Origin of the sequence: Mesomycoplasma ovipneumoniae, assembly GCF_033343935.1 — a bacterium.
In the GTDB taxonomy this organism is placed as follows: Bacteria; Bacillota_I; Bacilli_A; order Mycoplasmatales; family Metamycoplasmataceae; genus Mesomycoplasma; species Mesomycoplasma ovipneumoniae_G.
The window spans coordinates 1-17,574 of record NZ_JAWPGQ010000010.1; the positions used below are offsets into that span (position 1 = coordinate 1).

Sequence of the window (17,574 nt, forward strand, 5' to 3'; positions counted from 1 at the left end):
ATTATATATTTTGATACAACAACTATAGAATTCAATCAATTTTAAATTGAAAAACACCACAGCAATAGGTAATGTTAAATATTTTGTGTTTTATAGTAAGTCTATTTTGATAAAATTTATTATGAAGGACAAAAATATGAAAAAACAAAAAAAAACATTATCCCCATTTGAGTTAGAAGCTGAAAAACTTGTTGACAAATACGCTGATTATAAAAAATTAAAAAAAGAAGATTTTCACAACGAAATTTCGCATATGTTTAAAACTTTTACTGAGGCGCTCTTAAGGGCGGAATTAAGCCAATATTTAGGCTATGAAAAAAGTAACCGAAGCAAAAAAGGAGTGCATAGACCGAATAAGCGAAACGGATTTTCGGGTAAAACTGTGAATTATGATAGTAATAATTTTCATCTAAAAATACCAAGAGATCGAAATGGCACTTTTGAGAACAAATTACCTGGTAAATACGAAACAAATTTAGGCGATATTGAAGAGCAAGTGTTTTCACTTTTTGCATCAGGAATGTCATATGAAAATATTGTTAACACAATAAAAAGTATCTATAAAAAAGAAATAAGTAATGCCTGAATTTCTTCAGTTACTGACAAATTATTGCCTGAAATTGAAAAGTGAAAATCGCGAAAAATTGAGAATTCCTATCCAATTTTGTACATTGATGGGATGTTTTTTAATGTTAAAGAAAACGGTGTTTTTGTCAAAAAATCACTTTATCTTATTCTTGCAATTGATTGGTACGGAAATAAAAAAGCACTAGGGTTTTGGATTAAAAATACCGAATCAGCAAGTAATTGACTTGATGTTTTTAACGAACTAAAAACTCGCGGGTTGGAAGATGTTCTAATAATTTCTTGCGATAATCTAAGTGGAATTACTCAAGCAATTGAAGCAGTTTTCCCGCAAGCAGATGTTCAAAAATGCGTTGTTCACCAAATTAGAAACTCGCTTTTAAAAGTTACTAACAAAGACAAAAAAGAGTTTGTCCTTGATATGAAAAAGATTTATCAAGCAGCTAATCAAGAATTTGCAATGCAAAATCTTGATAAATTTGCAGAAAAATGAGGCCAAAAATACCCTTCAATTATCAAGTCTTGGTATACAAATTTCGTTGAACTAACGACATTTTTTAAATATCCATATGAATTGAGGCAAGCAATTTATACGACAAATTTAATTGAATCAATGAATAGATTAATTAGGAAAAATACAAAAACAAAAGGCGGAATTCAAAGTGTAAATTACCTTTCAAAAATAACTTATTTAACTCTCCAAAACGCATCTATAAAATGACAAAAGGTAAGAAATTGATTCATGATTAAAAAACAATTAGAAATTATTTTCCCTAATCGGTTATAAATAATGTAAAATTAAATTAGATTGCATTTCTATTTGAAAAATCGATAAAAATTTAAAACACAAAATTATGAACACTCCCCAGCAATATGCTATGATGTTATAATAATATTAAACTGTTAATTTTTTTTGTCCTAGTTTAAACCGGACACTTTTTTAAGATATCTTATTAAACCGGGAAACTCGGGAGGCACATTTTTGCAAGTCAATATAAATTCAACTAACAAAATTGCTATTTTTAAATAAATAGGAATGTAAAAAACAAGTTAAAAATTTTAAAAATAAAGTTAAATTTTTTATCATTAAATTTATTAATTAACAAAAAGATCTACGATTCGCCTTCTATCTCAAGAAATTTTTTACTTTTATTACCGCGAAAATCTACTCTTGCAAGTTCTTCATAATATTCAGTTCTATCATCATTATCTCAAGTAAAAGGACCGTGTACTTCTGAAATTAATTCTTTTTCTTGTTGGGTATATAAATTAGTATTTTCTAGAAAGCGTCAAAAAAACTCAAATTCATGGTCTGTTTCTTTTAGATATTTATTCAACGCATCCCGATATAAAATTAATTCTTCCATAGATGATTCGATCACATTTTTATCTAAATCAATTTGCCTTGGTGATCTAGAAACAAAGAACGCCGGATCCAGGCCATCACGAAGAAAAATATCTTGTTCAAGTTTGACCAATTTTTGTTTGAAATAATATTTTAAAATTTCGTATTTACCTCCATAAATATCATCATATAAATTTGAATGTCCAAATCAGTAATAAATTTTTTGACCATCAACATACAATAAAATGAAATTTTTTATTGCAATTGGCAAAATTCGTGATTCGCCTGCTCCATAGGCGGAGTAATAAAGTGGTTGAAATCAAAAAACTGGCTTTTTTGAGTCAAATTGTTCAATTATTTCATCAAAAAGGCCATATTCTTGCCCGCCAAAGTAAAAAATTTCGAAATTTTCAAGTTTTAATTTCGCCCAACTTGGTAGAATGAAATAATCAGGTTCATTAAGGGAAAAATATAGATCTTCAAATTCATATTTAGGGCCAAATAAAATTTGCAACAAATAGATTAATTCGATTTTATTTGTCCAATTATTCACATTATCATAATAATTTTTGCCGTCTTTACCAAAAAGTTCGCTACAATACTTTCGATATTCTGGACCAAATTTATCAAATCAACTAAGAATAAATTTATCACGATTTTCAATATTTAAGTTAAGTTTTTTAATCCCGTATTTTTCAAATTTTTTAAGCAAATTTTCATAAGTTTCAAAAGTAAATACGTTCTGAATTGGTTGAATTTGTGTTTTTTCGCTAAAATTATAATTCTCTTTTAATAATAAATTGTAGATATTTTCTACATTTTGTCCTAAATATGCTTTATTTATATCTACAAACTCTGAATTATATTCATATCTATTTGATAAAAAATCAAAGATTTTTTCGCCATAATGTGCTAAATTTTTTGGCTTTGCATAAGGAACGCTTTCCTGGATTTCCTTAATAATTAAAGCTTCAATTTCTCTCAATCTGCTTTTTGATTTAAATATTTTTCAAAAATAAGCAGGATAAGAAATTGAAAATTCGCATTTTTCAATATCATCAAAGTTTTCAAATACAACAACAACTTTTTTAAAAGCTTTACCATCGCGTAAAGCAGATGCAGAATAAAGATCAGATTTATAAACAACATTTTCTTCTTCTTCCTTTATTTCACAATATTCAACGTGGTGACAGTCGCCAATTAAACACTTAATATCGTTATGAAAATGGAAATCTTTGAGTTTTTTGGAAAAAAACACACTTTTTGGGATATCTTCTAGTTTTAAATTATAAACATAATCTTCTTGCTTATAATTTAAGCTAATAATTCTTTCAATTGGATTAGGATTAAAGTCATTATAAAGATAATTGTATAAAAAATCTGGAAATAGATAATCCTTGTAATGACAATCAGACTTTGAATCAACATCATCCCTAGTCATATTGCCAATTGAACAACGACTTTTAATATTAAGTTCTATATATTTTAGTTTAATTAACTGTTTTTTTGCCTTAGTTACTAAATCTAATTGCATCTCCATATAAAAAATGCACCTTTTCAACATTTAACATTTCTTCTCTTGGTATAAATTCCTTCTCTATGCCCTTTTGCTTTTTCCCTATCATTCTTACTCTCCTTACATGATAACTGGGAAAAAGTATTTTTATGTATGATTTTTTATTATCACTATCATCTAGTTTAATATCAAACTCATTTTTAGGGTCAGTTCAATTAATAGCATCACTAGCTAGGCCTTTTCCAACAACAAAACGATCATTAGTAAAACCGATATCATTATTTAAATTATAATTTGGGTTTCTTGGTCCTTTATTTCCTACTATTAAATTTGCTGTATATTTTGTTTTTATAGCCAAATTTTTCATAACTGATTGATTATATGAATAAAAATCAATAGGCGATTTTAGTTTCTTATCCATATTTTCACGGTCTTTTTTATCCATTTTATCTTTTACTGAACTAGGTAGCAAGTTATTAATAATAATTTTGGTTAATTCTGATTGGGCTAGCAAACTTCCAACCGCTAAAAGTCAGGCTGCAGGTTCTGGAATTGCTTGTTTACTAATAACAAAATGAGGTTCTAACTTTTCATTGTGAAAATTAAAAAATCAGGCAGGATGGATTCCAGTGTATTGTCTTAATTTTTCCTTATCTTTTGCTTTTACAATAGAAAGTTCTAAAGCCGCTACATTTGCTATTTCTTTAAGACTAGGCTCACCTTTTGCTTTTGGTAATTTATCTAAGTCAACCACAATTGAGCTTTCAGTTCTTTCAGTAATGGGGTTATTATCAGTTGGCGCAGGAACAGGACTATAACCAACTGATGGAGAAACAGGGCTATAACCAACTGACGGATAGTAACTTCCTCCGCCCCCATATCATGCACCTACACCAGCAACATTTGGAAAAGTTCCCATAGTTGGTTGGGCAACTGCGGAAACTGCATATGTGACAAGGACAGCTGCAGCAGCTTTTACAATAAATGGAAGAGAAGCAATAAGAGCGGGAAGGAAAAAGAAGGTTTTTTCAACTCGAGTTTGATTTTTAAGCTCTCTAAAGTCAAAAACATAACCTTCTAATTTTAGTTTTGGTATACCTTCTTCAAAATAGAGTTCAGCTTTTTTGTTAACCAATTCAAGTGAAGCACTATTTAAAATTACCTCACCTTCTTGATTAATTTGAATTTGGATATCATCTAGATTGGGAGAGTCTGAATTAGTACTTGTTTTGTTTAGACGTGTTTGGGTATTTTTAATATTTGCATTAATAACAAGCGAATTTTGTTGGTTTTTCGCCGAAACAATTTGGACTAAATCATCAAAATTTACCGGTTTTTTTGAATTTGATAGATCTATATCACGAGTTTCAAGTTTAAAATCTGAATAGCTTTTTGTATTTTGGAAATGCCAAAGCGGCCCAAAAACACTTAGCGTAAGTGAAGTGAAAGCGACAATGTTAGTGATAAACTTAAAAAACTTTAACTTTTTCTTCATGTTTTTTCCTTTTTTTATATACAATATTAATTCTTTATTTTTTTGATTATACTATATATTAAAAATTTTTTAGGAAAAATACCTAAAAAATGTGTTTTAAAAGAATAAGTTATTATGCTAATCAGTGGCTAAAAATAAACTGGACTAAAATTCAGGCATATTTTCCTGACTTTCCCAGCTGATGGAAAAAACTCACTTTTTAGTGAATATAAATATGCAAAAATACCCGGTAAATTCACGTTTTTTGACGCTAAAATCTTAATCTTTATTATTTTGAAATTAAGATTTTGCAAAAAAAAAAAAATGTTTGTCTAAAATAAAATTGTGTTATAATAAGTCTAACTAAGAATAAATTAATAAATTTTGATATTGAATTAAGGGGGAATCAAGGATGTTTTTGCCATAAAAAAATCAGAAAATGCGAATTATCCATTATATTTTAAATATAATGGTATGCCTTAAATTTAACCGTTTAGAAATCTATAAATTTAAGGCTTTTGGTTATTGTTCTTTCAAAACTTCATATGTTTTTTTAGGCTCGCTGCAAATAAAAACGAGTTTTCTATTTGCATTGAGTTTAAATAGTAGTTGCATTTTTTTATGATTTTTGTTATTTTATCAATAAATTGATTTTTACCAGAGTTTTAAAATATGTAATTAACTTTTGCCAAAAAAGTTAAAAAAGCGCCCAAGACCGGACCTGTTTTAAGATTATATCCCCAAACTGGGAAACTCGGGATATAATCATTTTATTATAGTTAAGTTATTAATTTATGCTGCATAATTAGAGAATTAAAGTTTAGATTTAGTAAATTAAAAATCAAAATGCCACTAAGTATCAAAGCATTTTGATTGCTTTAGAAATTTATTAAATAATAAGTTGTTATTTAAAAATTATAAGTCTATTATTGATTCATTAAGTAAAAAATCTTCTAAACCGATGTATAAAATCCCATTTTCATCGTGTTTTGGAATTATTTTGTTTCTTACTATAACTATTTTTTTAAATGAATCATTTATTTTTTTAAGTGAGGTTATTTCTTGTTCTTTTTTCTCTAAATTGTCAATATTAAATGCTGATTGAATATAGTATCTTTTGTGGCCTTTATTTATAACAAAATCTATTTCAAGCTGAACTTTTTTTCTTGTTGAGCCGTTTTTAAATTCATGTTCTACAACACCGATGTCAATATTGTATCCTCTTCGAAGTAAATCATTGTAGATTATATTTTCCATTATATGAGTGTTTTCTATTTGGCGAAAATTCAATCTTGCATTTCTTAGCCCAATATCTGAAAAATAATATTTAAGTGGGGTTGAAAAATATTTAGAACCCTTTGCATTGTAGCGATAAGCGCATTTAATAATATAAGATTCTTCAAAAAATTTAAGATACTTAAATATTGTATTTGATGATATGTGTATTTGTTTTTCTGACAAAAAACGTTTTGCAAGCTTAGAGGGGTTGGTTAAAGAACCAATATTTGAAGATGTAAAGTCAAGCAGGATTTCAAGTATTTGTTGCTCATTATGTATTTTGTTGCGCTCAAGAATGTCTTTAATATACGTTTGCTTGAATAACTGCTTTAGATAATGACTTTTTTGTTCATCATTTTGCAATTTATAAATATGTGGCATACCACCATATACAAAATAATGTTCAAAAGCTTCTAATTTGTCATCAAATAATTCATAAACTTCAGCAAAAGATAAAGGATTTACATGCACTTGGTCTCCGCGGTCTCTAAATTGAGTCAGTAAATCTGATGAAAGCATTTTAGAGTTGCTACCAGTAATATAAATGTCTAAGTTACTATGTTTCATAAGACTTAAAAGCACATCTACAAAGGTTATATTTTTTTCATTAGTCTCAATATAGGGATTTGATAAATTTTCGGATAATTGAATTTCGTCAATGAAAATGTAGTACATTTTGTTTATATTTTTTGTTTTTTGCTTAATATATTGATGTAATCTAAATGGATTTCGGTATTCGATATTATCAATTTGGTCAAGAGCAATTGTTATAATTTGATTTTCTTTAATTCCGCTGCTAAGTAGGTAATCACGATATAAATTGAATAATAAATATGATTTTCCACATCTTCTTATGCCAGTAATAATCTTGATTCTGTCATTCTCTTTTTTATCAATTATTTGGTTTAGATAAAAATCACGTTTTATTATCATTTTGCTACCTCACTTGAAAAATTTAGGTGGATTTCCACTTTTTTATTTCAAAATAATTTTAACATAAATAAACTTATGGTTAGTAATAGTTTGAAGAATTTAGGTGGATTTCCACCTTTTTATTTCAATGTATCTAACATATTTAATTTAAATTTGTGAAAATACTTAAAAGATAAATAAGTAGAAAAATTTCAGACAATTAGTTTTTATAACAACTTTTATTGAATCACAACTATTTTTTGATATAATTAATTAAGAATAAAAAGATGACTTAGAAATTTCTTAGCTAATATAAGTTAGATAGAAAATAAAATTGAATTAATAACAAATAGTATTGGTATTATGTAAACTTTAGTAATAAAATCCATTTTAGATCAAACGAATTTGCCTATTATCGGATTTATGTTAGAAATCATAGATCTTCCGTTTTTGAAAATTCGGTGGATGACAAATTAGCACTTTCTTATTTGGTACACAATGAAAACTAAACTAATTCTTACTAAACTTTTGGGAACAACCCTTTTAATCCCGACATTTTTTTTAACTTCCTGTGGAAATTTAATTCATTTTATTAGTAAACAAATTTTTAACATAGATGACGGAATTAACAATCCAGCAAATTATAATTCTTACTATTTTTTAAATTTACTAGCGAAACATTATGAAGAATTTAATGCAAAAAGCGGTACTTTTTCTGCCTTAAATATGTTTTATAATCAGCCCGAAAAACAACGGGACAAATATTTATTCCTTGGCGAAAAAAGTAAAATAACAATCAAAAACTTAGAGCAATTTCAAAAAAATATTGTTAATAGAACAGAAGAAATTATAAAAAATAATCCTAATTTTGCCAAATTTAATACTTCTGAACTCAAGTTAGAATTTGAAGACAAATTTCTAAAAGGAGATCTTCTTGAAAAAGTCTTAGAAAAAAACAATATTATAATAATGGAGCGTGGCGAATATTGAATGCAAACTCGTGTTAGCCATTATTATTTTGAAGAAAATGGTTCTTCAAACATTATAGCCACAAGACTTGTACCAGATTATGTTATAGAAGGAACATTAGTTCAACCCGCTATGAATTTTGATGATTCGCCTTTTTTTAATGTTATAGTTTACCCTAAAAATAAAACAATCACTTTTAGGGAGATTGACGGAGGAATTTACACCGGCGATAACATTATAGATTATGAAGAACACAAAAAATTGAAAATATTAACTGAAAGAGAAGCTAGAAAAATTTATAATAAACTCGCAAAAAAGTACAATTTGCCAAAAAACAAGATTAGTACTTCTTCACCCTTTTTTATGTCTAGTATTATCAATTTTAGCCAAAAAATTAATAATATTAAAACTTTAAAGCCAAAAATTCTTGATTTAATTACGGATAAAATTAATCCTTGATCTAACAGTTTTTTACAAAAAAAACATGCAATTATTAAAAATATTGACGAATTTAAGGCAACAATTATTGATCGAATTTTAAAATTAGATCCTGAATTAAAAATTGACCAAAATGATTTAATTTCTGATTTTGAACAGAAATTTCTAAAAGGCGAAAAACTTGATCAATTTCTAAAAAATAACAATATTTTTATTTACGAAACTTGGGAGCGAATTGGTTATGAATCATTTTGAAGATTGACTCCCGACCCTATACCGGATCCTGCTGATGTTCCAAGAAGAGTGGAATGAGAAAAATTACTTCTTAGAAAAACGGAAAATAATAATATTTTTTTGACAACAATTTTTCAAACGGATTTAACACTAAATTTTGTTAGAAGCCCTGAATCTAGTTTTGATAAAGTGGCTTTCCAAATCTTGGCTTTTCCTAAGGATAAGAATATTGTTTTTGATAAAAACGTTAGCCGGCTTGAACTAATTGAAGATTTAAAAAACAATTATTTAGATAAATACGAAGAAAAAGACAAACAAACAGTAAATAACGACGTATAGGTTTAAATTAGTAGAAAAAATCAGACAAATAGTTTTTCATTTATAGTTTTGATTGTACACTTTAGTTAATTTTTTCTATCATGTTCATTTTAAAAGATTTGGAGAAATTAATTTAGGTTGTGTGGGGACTTGACTCTTTGTATACAAATAACATAAATTCCTAAATTATGCGAGTTTCCCAGTTTGATGAGCTAATCTTAAAAAAGTCTCTGTTTTTAGGTAATTTTTTAATTTTTTTGGCAAAAGTTAATTACAATTTTTTTACTGTTTTATTAAGATATGAAAATAAAAATCACACCTATTTTAAATATTTAGACCACTAGAAAACTCAGAAAAATCTTTTTAAAAAACATTAAAATGACTAAACAACCAGCAAAAACTGCCAATAAGTTGGCAAAATTTAAATCCTTTTGAACTTCTTTTTGTACAAAATACTAATTTTTACTTGAAAAAAATTATTAATAGTTTAAAATTTTTATTGTATATCTAAACTTTCTATAAAAAATCACATTTTAAAAAACCAAGTTGGCATATTGATTCTTACTAGGCACCACTTTTTTAAAATTCTGCATTTCAAAATATCACTAAGAGGTGTTTCTTAAATTCAAAAAAATACAGAGAAAATTATTAATTTGACTGTTTTTGGCAAAAATAATTAAATTAATAATAAAAGGACAATTAAAACTACATAAACTAACAAATTCAAAATTTGTAGTATCTTTTTTATTTTTTAAAATAAAAAATTTGTATAATTATTATATCCTATATGAAAAGTAATAAGGAGGAAATATGCAAATTTATGTTCCAAGAAGAAGAAAATTAATAATTTTAGCCTCATCCGCTATGGTTTTAGTTGGAGGTTCTTTTGCTAGTTCCTTAGTTAATAATTTTATTAGCTCCAGTAATGAAATTCACTATAGTTCTTCGTCTCCTTCAATTGTAATTAAAAATAATCCAAATGATTTAACTTATGTCTCACCGGTTGTTAATTCTGATTTTAAACCCCAAGAAAATAACGGACCTAAAGTGGATTTAGTTAAACCAAAAGAAGAAACACCCAAACCAATAATTAAACAAGAAATTCCTAAAGAAACAAAAATAAAAGATCCGGTAGTTATAACCAAAAAAGAAACTCCGATTCAGAAAATTTCGACGCCACGTCGCTCTCTCTCTCTCTCTCTCTCTCTCCTAGGAAACCAGCAGAGATTTCAACCCCAAATACTCAAACTAGATCACCAGTAATTGTTCAAAATTCATCACCAGTTCCGACAACTCGCCAAAATCCGGTTCCTGGCGTTTCTCAGTCAAGAATTCAGTATGCCCTTGAAAGGTATAAAAAAGGTCTTGCTGCCGAAATAAAAACTATTGAATCTCGAGTTGCAAACCTGCAAGCTGAAGTTAATGAAATTGAACGCTCATATAAAGAAGATTTTGATAAAGATCATATTCGCGGTAAAATTCCTAAAACTGCAGCAGGACGCGACCTCTGAAAAGAAGCCTATCAAAGACAAATTGATCTTCCTAGATATAATTTAAATCGCGAAAAACAGTATTTAGAATATTTAAAAAATCTTCCAGAAAAAACTTCCCTCACTTTGCAAGAGCTAAAATCACTTAGACAAGGCCTGGTTCCTTCGCTTGATTCGATTAATGTCTGAGAATATGAAGATGAAAGTAAAAATCCAACTTTAAATAGACTAAAAAAACATAACCAAAGTCGTACTTTTAATACTCCAAGTTGGTATTCTTTAAGTCCGTGAAATATTTCTAATGGTGAATTTCCTGGCTGAACAAAATCAGATGTAAGTTCCCAGTTTTCTTCAGAAATAGGTAGCAATTTTACTAATTCAATTAAGGTTTATGAATACAAGCCTAATTCAGATAATGAAGATAAAAGTCGCCAGCCTTTAAAATTAATTCAACTTGATGCTAATGACAACAAAGCTTTTGAGAAATTTCAAGAAATTATGGCAAAAATTTCGCAAAAGGACAGCAAAGTTCAAGCTATAAGAATAAAAAATATTGGCGAAGCTAACTCTTTACAAAATGCATCAAGTATTCTCGGGGCCATTCCTAGTCAAATTAATACAGTTTCAGTATTTTTAAATAATATAAATGCCACTAAGTCTTTACGGGGTCTTGAAAATAAAAAATTAAAAGAACTGTCAATTTATACAGAAATTAATTCAGTTAGTGATGAATGAAGTATTAATCCTAATGGTCTAAAAAATGTTGATTTTATTAGTTTTGACTATAATAATCAAGCAACTTTTGATCGATCTCAAGGAAAAATCGGTGGTTCAATAGTTTTTTCAGGTCTAAGATGAGAAAAAGGTGACACCGTTGAAAAAATTAACGAGGGTCTCTCGATAGTTTTTGACTCAAAAATTAATCAACGAGTTTTCCAAGGAAATTTTGCCGGAAAAGGTGGTTGGCCTACCACACTTGATTTTTCAGAAACAGATGTAAATACTTTTAAAGGCATAAAATTTGATCAATTTGACAAAACTTTTAACGAAAAAGTTAAAAATTGGCAAGATGACCCATTTGCTCAGGAAAATTATACTGGCTTTAGAAAATTAAAGTTCACCAAATTAATAATTAAAGGTTCAAATTCTAATGGATCAAACAGCCTAAACTTTAAATTTTCTGATCTTGACGGTGCCCAATTTACTGAAAGATTTTCCGAATCTGTCCCTGGAAGTAGCCCAAGAGTTGATGTAAAAATTGACGGAAGACAAATTAATTCTTATCCTGTTTATATTTCTGGATCACCAACAGGCGACTCAATCGAACAACTACGCAAATTCATTAGCGTTGCAAATGGATCAGGAAATAATATAAGCCAAATTTTTGTAGAAACTGAAGAAGCAAGAAGACAAATTGGCTCAACAATTGGAACAGCTCAAGTTCTTGTTGGCAGTCAAAACAGCTCAAGTTCTTCTGGGCTTGTCTAATTTAATTTTTTTGGAGGTGAAATATGAAAAAAAGTAATTTTTTAGTAAAAAACAAAGCACTTTTCTTACTTTTTGGACTTGGGTTAAGCAGTTTTGTTTTTTATTCATGTACAACTAACAACGAAATTAAAGTTGAGCAGCCAAAAAAAGATCCAAAACCAGGGGGCAGCGGTCAATCAAACACTGAAACTCAACAGCCTAAATTTGATCAAAACACCCAAAAAAGTTTTGAAGACAAAATAAACACTGCTTATTCAACTTTTGAAGCTAGCTCATCACAGACTTCTTACCAAAATCTTGCAAAAACTCTTGATGAAGTTAAGTCTTCACTGTCTCAATTATTTAAAAATGAAGACTTAGAAAAAAAGCAAATTGACTGAGATAGTGCCAAAAAAACTTTGGATTTTCAGCTCGAAAAAACTAACTACCAAACTGATAATTTAACTAAATTAATAATTGGATCTTTTTTAGATATTCTAAAACCAATTGAAAAAGCAAGAGAATTACCCCGGCAAAGCCAGCCTGAAATCCCCGAAGATCGAGTTAATAAATATTATGAACAACTAAATACTGTTGCCCCAAAAGGTCAAAATTGAGCAATTGTAAAAGATGGAAAACGAACTGTTGAAGATCAATATAAATATGATTTTCCTGATAATGAATGAAGATATTACCTTGAAAAATACGGTGGTGGCGGAGCTAAAGTTATCGGTCTTGATGACCCTGATGGACTTAGTGATTATCCACTTGGAAAAACTAAAAAAGTCTCTTCAAATTTAAAATCAGCTTTAGATCAAAAAGCCAAGCAAGCAAATCAACCTTTATATGATAATGCTTCGCAGCGAACTTTTGTCTTGCCAAAATATGACAATTCTGGAAACATAACAGGAATTGATATTCCCGAACATCATAAAGGTGACACTTCCCCGGCAATTCATCTTGATCCCCAAAGTGGACAAGTTTTAAGAGGCGGACCTGGAAGAGTTGGTTTGCCACGGATTTTACCAAACCAAGAATATAAAAAATTGACAAAAAGTGCAATTTCTGTTGCTTTTAGAAATGGTCAATTTTTAAGAACCCACAACGGAAAAGAGGGTGAGCCTGATTATTTGCCTCCTAATGAAATAGTTCATTTTAATAATTTGCACAGAGGGACTCTAAATATTATTGACTATAAAAAGGAAGATGGCAATAAATATCCCTTAACTTGGTATTTTATTACAAATGCACACGTTTTAAATCGACTTCAAGTTGCAAATGATTATCATAAAGATAAAATTTATGGCCGTGATGATGATGCTTATAACACTCATAACCGTCAATATAACACATGAAGTTTGGTTTTTACAAAAATTAAAAATTCTGTTAGTCTAAATAATATAATGCCAACAACTGGCGAACCGCGGCACGAACAATATTATGATACAGTCAATCTTACCGTACGAACAAAAAATACAAACATTCATAATGCCGGGAAAAAACTTGATAGTTCAAAAAATTTTGCTGTAAATGATGAGCAACTTGATAATCAACAAATTCCACAAAATGCTGAACTAAATGTTAGAACAATTGTCTTTGGTTCAAATGTTTTTGACAAAAAACTAGGCGACTTTACAGATCAAGCAAAATACAAAAATATGCAAGAATTGCTTGATTTTGCAATTATGGAAGTCACCTTTGACAACGAAGAGCAAGCAAAAACAATCACAAAAGACTGGTATGATGAACACCAAGACCAAAAAACTAACGACAAATCAACAGCAATTACGTCTGATGCTGACTTTTTAAAAGATGAACAATATGAAAAACTGCCAGCAAATCAGTTTTATGGTCTAGGTTTTCCACTTACAGAGGCTGAAACAAATCAAACTTTAAATGAGTTCAAAAATAAAAATGCTTGAGAATCAAGAAAACATAGCGTTAGTCCTTATGTAAATAAAGACACTGGCCTCTATTTTAACCAAGATCCAACTAGTCAACAGTGGCAAAATGGTGGTGATCTTTCTTGGTCAAGATCTTATCGCTCATTTATGAACAAGCCAGGACTAACTGATATTTTTATTGCAATGCCTTATGTAAGTAATGGTTTTATTAAAATTACTAAATTTGATCCATCAAAAAATGAATTTGGCCATACTCCTTATTTATTTTGAGGTTTAGGTACTTTGCTTGATAATTTCACCGGTGGTGGAGGAATGTCAGGAACCGGAATATATAAAGATAATAAACTATATTCATTAGTTTTTGCAACTGATCCGCGGGCTTCAACTGCCGTTAGTTTAAATTTAAGATCATATGGAAATGACTATAAAGGTTATTATGGACAGTATAATTTACCAAAATATGACCTAATTTATGGTTCAAAACACCAGCGAAAATCATATTTTCAAGCAATGCAGCAACTTTATAAAGATAAAGGAATTAAAACTTATCTTTTCCCAAATGGCTTTGAAGACTCGCAAAAAGTTGATGTTTTTGGTGACTGAAATTAGTTGAAAATAATATAAAAAGCATTTGTTGACAGTTTTAATTGTCAAAAATTTATGCTATAATTTTCTTAGGATAATTTTTCCAAACAGCCCTAAAATTTATAGGGTTTCCTTGAATCGCAAAACAATAGAAAAAACTAAACGTTGGTTTTTTCTATTGTTTTAATCTATAAAAAAACTTAATAACTAAGAGAATTATGGCTAGAAAAACAAAAGAAAAACAAAAAACTGAAAATATTGCAGAAAAACTCACAGAAGAACAACAAAATGTTGTTAATTTAGCATTAAAAGGGGAAAATATCCTAGTTGATGCTTGTATTGGAAGTGGAAAAACATCAGTAATTCAAGTTCTCTGTGACAAATTTCCTATTGATAAAAAAATTTTGTACTTAACTTACAACAGACTATTAAAAATTGAAGCTAAAAATAAGATAAAAAACAAAAATGTTAAGGTACAAAATTATCACGGATTTGCATACGGATTTTTGCGAAGAAATGGTATTAATTCTTCTTCAGCGGATTCAATTAGAATATTTTTAAGAAATAACATTTCTGTTGGGGCTTATGATGTTCTATTAATTGATGAATATCAAGATATTACTGAAGAAATATCTTTGTTATTGGAAAAAATAAAACAAGAAAATCCTAACATACAAATTGTTGCTGTTGGGGATATGAGTCAGAAAATTTACGATAATACAAAATTAAATGTTACTGATTTTATTGATAAATTTTTAGAATCATATAAACAAATTAGCTTAACATTTTCCTTCAGAATGCCAAAAGAACACGCTAATATGTTGGGGCGAATTTGAGATAAAACAATTAACGGAGTTAACGAAAATTGCCAGATTGAATATATGGAACTTGAGGAAATTAAGGAATTTTTGTCTACACAAAAACCTGCTGATATCTTATGTTTAGGCCCTGGATTTAGTGAAGAAATGGCAGAAGTATTAAACTATCTTGAAGAAAATCATAGTGATATTTTTAATAAAAAAACCGTTTATGCTTCTATAAGAGAAAAAGACGCAAATTTGTCGCCCAAAAAAAATTCAGCTATTTTTACAACATATGATAGCTCAAAAGGATTGGAAAAACCTATTTGTGTTATTTTTAATTTTACCATAAATTATTGAGAAAACCGGTTAGATAAAATTACTGCAAATTATGAAATAGTAAAAAACATATTTTGTGTAGCGGCAAGTAGGGGCAAAGAAAAAATCATCTTTTTAAATCCAAAAGAGTCAATCCCATTATTAAATGAAGAAATCATCAAACAATACAAAAATTTTAGAAAAAGAGACAATGATTTATTTTTAATGTCTGATATGTTTGATCACAAGTATGATATTGATCTTCAAGATATGTTAAAAATGCTTGAACTAAAAAAAATTAAAACCGAAGATACAAACGAAATAAAAGCACAAACACATGATGATTTAATTGATCTTACACCATGTATAGGGATCTATCTTGAAGCATCTTATTTCGACGGTTGGGATTTAGATAAAGAAATTGAGTTTTTTATCGCAACTAGATATTGAGATTCGCCAAACATGCAAAAAAAGTTAACACTCGAGTATAAAAATTACATCAAAGAAAGAAATTCAATAAAAGATTTAACACTCTTTTTTGTTTATTTGAAAACACAACAAGAAAGATACATTAAACAAACGCAGCCTGATTTTGTTGATGATAATGCTGTTGATCAAATGCATAAAAGATTATCAAAAGTGTTTGAAAAAGACGAGATAATTCAACAAGAATGTTGAATGGACTTTAGCGATAATGATCTCACATTAAAAGCTCAGGGAATTGCTGATGTTATCAAGGAAGATATAGTTTATGAACTTAAATTTGTTAGCGATTTAACAACTGCTCATTTTTTACAGACTGCTTCATATATGCTAGCTTTAAGAAAAGAAAAAGGTATATTGTGAAATATTCGAAATAACGAAATGCACGAAATTAGAATCAAAAATCGAGAAGAATTCAGTGAAAAACTTGCACAAACAATTTCAAAAGGAGCTTATAAAACTAATGGCCAAAAAAAATTTGAGAAAACACATGGAAGCAATTAAAAAACAAAAAAAAGCTAACGTGAATAAATACATTGCTGTAATTGATGTAGAATCAAACTACAATAATGAAATTTTTTCCGTTGGAGTTGTAATTGCTGATAGTACTAATTTTAAATTAATTGATAAAAAATATTGAATAATAGAAAACAATTGAAAAGTAGGTGGAAAGTATGTTGATAAAACTTTTGCCCCTCTTCCCCTTAAATTTATAGAAGAATCTATTATTCTTCAAACACGTAAAGAAATAACTGTTCGACTAATTAGCTTCTTGGATATTTATAAAGTAAAAAATTGGTTTTCATATACAAATTATGATTTTAGACTTTTGCCTGAATTGCACAAATCATTTGAGTATAACGATATCTCTATAGTTGCTAAAAACAAGAGATTTAACAAATATATCCCACTAAACGCAGAAACAACTAAAAACGGTGATTTAAAAAAAGGATGAGACGTAGAAAATATATACAGAATGGTAACCAAGAATGAGAATTATTTAGAAACACATAATGCTTTGCTTGATGCAATTGACGAATTACGAATTATGGAATCATTAAACGTTGGTATTGAAACATTCATAAGTTTAAATAAAAATAAAGAAAAAGCAACAAGCCCAAAAAAAATTAATTTGTCAAAAACAAGTATAAACAAAAAAAGCGCTCTTAAAAGTGAAAAAAGTACAAAAAGCACAAAAAGTGCAACAACTGCAAAAACTGCAAAAAGTATAAAGAGCGGAACAACTGTAAAAAGTGTAAAAAGCACAAAAACTAAAAAAAGTAAGAATTTAATTTTAAATTAATAGACTAGATTTACCGGTATTTGTGCATATTTATATTCACTAAAAAGTGAATTTTTGCATCAAACAGGGAAACTCAAGATATAAATAAAACACTTTTGCAAAAATTTTTGTTGTAAAAGTGTTTTTATATTTATTTATCATAAATCTAAGTTTTT

At 28.4% G+C, this 17,574-nt stretch carries 10 protein-coding genes; 7 read left to right on the plus strand and 3 right to left on the minus strand.

Annotated features, from left to right (window positions below; all coding sequences use genetic code 4):
• Window positions 1–136: 136 nt before the first annotated feature.
• Window positions 137–1,372: an IS256 family transposase gene (locus tag R7X45_RS02815; RefSeq protein ID WP_318055829.1), complete on the plus strand. Its 1,236-nt coding sequence runs from the start codon at window positions 137–139 to the stop codon at window positions 1,370–1,372.
• A gap of 325 nt (window positions 1,373–1,697) precedes the next feature.
• Here the strand turns inward: R7X45_RS02815 and R7X45_RS02820 are convergent, their stop codons facing one another.
• From R7X45_RS02820 to R7X45_RS02830, 3 genes are all read right to left on the minus strand, one after another.
• A complete protein-coding gene (locus R7X45_RS02820; RefSeq protein WP_313359683.1) occupies window positions 1,698–3,470 on the minus strand; it encodes a hypothetical protein in 1,773 nt (590 codons plus the stop codon).
• Window positions 3,442–4,941 carry a hypothetical protein gene (locus R7X45_RS02825; protein WP_318055830.1) on the minus strand — a complete coding sequence of 500 codons (1,500 nt, stop codon included), beginning with the start codon at window positions 4,939–4,941 and terminating at the stop codon, window positions 3,442–3,444. The genes R7X45_RS02820 and R7X45_RS02825 overlap by 29 nt, the downstream gene beginning before the upstream one ends.
• Window positions 4,942–5,835: 894 nt before the next feature.
• The gene (locus R7X45_RS02830; protein ID WP_318055831.1) at window positions 5,836–7,131 is read right to left on the minus strand and encodes an ATP-binding protein; all 1,296 of its coding nucleotides are present in this window, start codon (window positions 7,129–7,131) and stop codon (window positions 5,836–5,838) included.
• A 477-nt stretch (window positions 7,132–7,608) separates the two neighbouring features.
• Here R7X45_RS02830 and R7X45_RS02835 point away from each other — a divergent pair, with 477 nt between their 5' ends.
• From R7X45_RS02835 to R7X45_RS02860, 6 genes are all read left to right on the plus strand, one after another.
• The gene (locus tag R7X45_RS02835) at window positions 7,609–9,090 is read left to right on the plus strand and encodes a hypothetical protein (protein ID WP_303571463.1); all 1,482 of its coding nucleotides are present in this window, start codon (window positions 7,609–7,611) and stop codon (window positions 9,088–9,090) included.
• Between the two features lie 789 nt (window positions 9,091–9,879).
• On the plus strand, window positions 9,880–10,332 hold the full coding sequence (locus tag R7X45_RS02840) for a hypothetical protein (RefSeq protein ID WP_318055832.1): 453 nt from the start codon (window positions 9,880–9,882) through the stop codon (window positions 10,330–10,332).
• Window positions 10,332–12,047 carry a putative immunoglobulin-blocking virulence protein gene (locus R7X45_RS02845; RefSeq protein WP_318055845.1) on the plus strand — a complete coding sequence of 572 codons (1,716 nt, stop codon included), beginning with the start codon at window positions 10,332–10,334 and terminating at the stop codon, window positions 12,045–12,047. The genes R7X45_RS02840 and R7X45_RS02845 overlap by 1 nt, the downstream gene beginning before the upstream one ends.
• Before the next feature lie 23 nt (window positions 12,048–12,070).
• Entirely contained in the window at window positions 12,071–14,539 is a 2,469-nt protein-coding gene (mip, locus tag R7X45_RS02850) for an Ig-specific serine endopeptidase MIP (RefSeq protein ID WP_318055833.1), read from the plus strand.
• A 194-nt stretch (window positions 14,540–14,733) separates the two neighbouring features.
• Window positions 14,734–16,620, plus strand: coding sequence for an AAA family ATPase (locus tag R7X45_RS02855; RefSeq protein WP_318055834.1), 1,887 nt, complete (start codon window positions 14,734–14,736; stop codon window positions 16,618–16,620).
• Window positions 16,607–17,419 carry a hypothetical protein gene (locus tag R7X45_RS02860; protein WP_318055835.1) on the plus strand — a complete coding sequence of 271 codons (813 nt, stop codon included), beginning with the start codon at window positions 16,607–16,609 and terminating at the stop codon, window positions 17,417–17,419. The genes R7X45_RS02855 and R7X45_RS02860 overlap by 14 nt, the downstream gene beginning before the upstream one ends.
• Window positions 17,420–17,574: the final 155 nt, after the last annotated feature.